This window comes from Mesorhizobium sp. M7A.F.Ca.CA.003.01.2.1, assembly GCF_003998945.1.
Lineage (GTDB): Bacteria > Pseudomonadota > Alphaproteobacteria > Rhizobiales > Rhizobiaceae > Mesorhizobium > Mesorhizobium ciceri.
Window position 1 is genome coordinate 1 of sequence record NZ_RZRA01000527.1, and the last position, 3,931, is coordinate 3,931.

Below are 3,931 nucleotides of genomic sequence, written 5' to 3' on the forward strand. Positions count from 1 at the left end.
TTCCGCGTGCGCGGCGACACCATCGAAATCTTCCCGGCCCACCTGGAAGACCGCGCCTGGCGCATCTCGATGTTCGGCGACGAGATCGAGCAGATCACCGAATTCGACCCGCTGACCGGCCAGAAGACCGGCGAGCTGAAAAGCGTCAAGATCTACGCCAATTCGCACTATGTGACGCCGCGCCCGACGCTGAACCAGGCGATCAAGTCGATCAAGGAAGAGCTCAAGCACCGGCTGGTCGAACTCGAACGCGCCGGCCGCCTGCTTGAGGCACAGCGGCTGGAACAGCGCTGCCGCTTCGACCTCGAAATGCTGGAAGCCACCGGCTCGTGCGCCGGCATCGAGAACTATTCGCGCTATCTCACCGGCCGCCAGCCGGGCGATCCGCCGCCGACGCTGTTTGAGTACATCCCCGACAACGCACTGGTCTTCATCGACGAAAGCCATGTCACCGTGCCGCAGATCGGCGGCATGTATCGCGGCGACTTTCGCCGCAAGGCGACGCTGGCCGAATACGGCTTCCGTCTGCCGTCCTGCATGGACAACCGGCCGCTGCGCTTCGAGGAGTGGGATGCCATGCGTCCGCTTTCGGTCGCGGTCTCGGCGACCCCTGGCGCCTGGGAGATGGAACAGGCCGGCGGCGTCTTCGCCGAGCAGGTCATCCGTCCGACCGGCCTGATCGATCCGCCGGTCGAGGTCCGCCCGGCCAAGAGCCAGGTCGACGATGTCGTCGGCGAGATTCGCGATACCACCAAGGCCGGCTACCGCACCTTGGTCACCGTGCTGACCAAGCGCATGGCCGAGGATTTGACCGAGTATCTGCATGAGCAGGGCATCCGCGTCCGCTACATGCACTCCGACATCGATACGCTGGAGCGCATCGAGATCCTGCGCGATCTGCGCCTCGGCGCCTTCGACGTGCTGGTCGGGATCAATCTTCTGCGCGAAGGCCTCGACATTCCCGAATGCGGCTTCGTCGCCATTCTCGACGCCGACAAGGAAGGTTTCCTGCGATCGGAAACCTCGCTGATCCAGACCATCGGGCGCGCCGCCAGAAACGTCGACGGCAAGGTCATCCTCTATGCCGACCAGGTGACCGGCTCGATGGAACGGGCGATGGCCGAAACCAACCGTCGCCGCGAAAAGCAGATGGAGTGGAACGCGGCCAACGGCATCACACCGGAATCGGTCAAGTCGCGCATCTCCGACATTCTCGATTCGGTCTACGAGAAGGACCACGTCCGCGCCGATATCTCGCAGTTCACCGACGGTGCCGGCGCCATGATGGGCAACAACCTCAAGGCCCATCTCGACGCGATGGAAAAGCAGATGCGCGATGCCGCGGCCAATCTCGACTTCGAGAAGGCGGCCCGCATCCGCGACGAAATCAAGCGCCTGCGTGAGATGGAACTGTCCATCTCCGAAGACCCGCTGGCCAAATACGCCGACATGGAAAGCCCGGCCTCCGGCCGCGAAAAGGGCAAGCACAACAAGGGCGTGGCCAAACATCGTACAGCAGAGGAACAGGAGCGTTTTCGCAAGCTCGACGCAGCGCGTGCCGCCGAAGAGGCAGCCAAGGCTGCCCGGCCCAACCTCTTCCGCAAGCCTGATCTCGACGAGATGGGCGCCGATGGCACTGTGCCGGTGAAAAAGCCGCTGTTTTCGAAACCCTCGATCGACGACATGGGTCCAGGTACCGACATGCCGACGCCGGCCGGCGCGGTGTCGCGCTCGCTGTTCAAGAAACAGTCGGCATCCGAGGCACATGGTTCCGATTTCGGCATTCCCGGGGACGCCACAAAGCCGCTGTTCAAGAAGAACTCGCTGGACGAGATGACGGTGCGGCGGACGGAAAAACCGATCGAAGGAAAAGTGCCGGCCAAGCCGCAGCCAATCTCCCCCCTCGTGGGGGACGAATCCGCCAAGCCAGTTGTTCGCCAGCGAACAGGCATTGGCTCCTACGAAGACCCCGCCGACGCCCGTCGGGAAAAGCGCCGGCCGGGTAAGACGGGTAGGCCGGGAAAGTAGCGCCTTCCCCTTCTCCCAGAAGGGGAAGGGAAGCGCTCCGCCGCCGCCGCATTCCGCCGACCCACTTGCCACCAGCCCCGCCTTTGGTGTAATCGCTCCGCATACTCAACGTCTTGTCTCGAAAGGAGGGCTCACGTGTTTACGTTTCATCGTCACCATCGTCAGCGTGGCCCGATTTCTGCCCTGCGAGCTTGCTTGCAGGGCTGACCAGGGACGGTCCGGGTTTTTCCCGCTTCGATTTTTTGGTCTGCCCTTCGTGGTGCGTAATGCCGAGCCTGATGGCCGGAAAGCGCACCGTCAAAGTGGACCGGAGTAGTCTCCGGCAAGACCAGAGAAATCAAATGGCCCTGATCAGCCTCAAATCCCTCGGCGTCACCATGAGTGCGCCGCTGTTTGCCAATCTCGACCTCACCATCGGCACCGGCGACCGGCTCGGCATTGTCGCCGCCAATGGCCGCGGCAAGTCGACTTTGCTGAAATGCCTGACCGGCGGGATGGAGCCGACCTCCGGTGGCATCACCCGCACGCGCGGCCTGCGCGTCGGTCATGTCGAACAGTCGGTTGCCCCGGTCCTTCGCACCCGTACGTTCCGGCAGGTGGTGGCGGATGCCTTGCCGTCCGAGCAGGCCGAAAGCGAGATGTGGCGTGTCGACGTGGTTCTGGATTCACTCGACGTGCCCGAGCCGATGCGCGAGCGGCCAATGCAGGCGCTGAGTGGCGGCTGGCAGAGGCTTGCGCTAATCGCACGCGTCTGGGTCACCGATCCGGACGTGCTGTTGCTCGACGAGCCGACCAACCATCTCGACCTTGTCCGCATCAGCCAGCTCGAAACCTGGCTGAACACGCTGCCGCGCGAGGTGCCCGTCGTCATCGCCAGCCACGACCGCGCCTTCCTCGACGCCACCACCAACCGGACCCTATTCCTGCGCCCGGAACAGTCGCCGGTGTTTGCCCTGCCCTACTCCCGCGCCAGGCAGGCGCTCGACGAGGTCGATGCTTCGACCGAGCGCAAGTTCCAGCGCGACATGAAGGTGGCGCAGCAATTGCGCCGGCAGGCGGCCAAGCTCAACAACATCGGCATCAATTCGGGCAGCGACCTTTTGACGGTGAAGACCAAGCAGCTCAACCTGCGGGCCGAAAAACTGGAAGAAGCGGCCGCACCGGCGCACCGCGAAAAGTCGGCGGGTGCCATAAAACTGGCCAATCGCGGCACCCACGCCAAGGTGCTGATCACGCTCGACGACGCGGCTGTGGAAACACCCGACGGCACCCCGCTGTTTCGAACCGGCAAGCGCCATATCTGCCAGGGCGACCGCATCGTGCTGCTCGGCCGCAACGGCGTCGGCAAGTCGCGCTTCGTCACCCTGATCCGCAATGCCATTGTCGAACCGGACACGGTGCCGAATGTGAAGGTGACGCCGTCGACGGTGCTAGGCTACAGCGACCAGGCGCTGTCGGGCATCAGCGGCGACGACACGCCGCTGATGCTGGTCTCGCGCCGCTACGATGTCGGCGAGCAGCGTGCCCGCTCGCTGCTGGCAGGCGCCGGCGTGGTCATCGAGATGCAGGAGAAAAAGATCGGTGCGCTGTCCGGCGGCCAGAAGGCGCGGCTGATGATGCTGGCGCTGAGGCTCGCCAATCCCAACTTCTATCTGCTGGACGAGCCGACCAACCATCTCGACATCGACGGCCAGGAAGCCCTGGAAGCGGAACTGCTGGCACATCAGGCAAGCTGTGTGCTCGCCTCGCACGACCGCTCCTTCATCCGCGCCATCGGCAACCGCTTCTGGCTGATCGAGAAACGGCGGCTGACCGAAGTCGAAGACCCAGAGGATTTCTTCCGCTCGGTGGCGGAGGGCGCTGGCTAATCGGTGAACAAAACTGCCGATGAAGTTCCGGCCTG

At 63.9% G+C, this 3,931-nt stretch carries 2 protein-coding genes; both read left to right on the forward strand.

All coding sequences use genetic code 11. The features are described from left to right. Positions 1-2,028: helicase-related protein (locus EN969_RS20335; protein WP_206525193.1), on the forward strand; the 2,028-nt coding region annotated here is incomplete at its 5' end. 341 nt (positions 2,029-2,369) lie between these two features. Next, positions 2,370-3,896 (forward strand): ABC-F family ATP-binding cassette domain-containing protein, encoded by a 1,527-nt coding sequence (locus tag EN969_RS20340; protein WP_127419339.1) that lies wholly within the window; start codon positions 2,370-2,372, stop codon positions 3,894-3,896. Positions 3,897-3,931 lie beyond the last annotated feature (35 nt).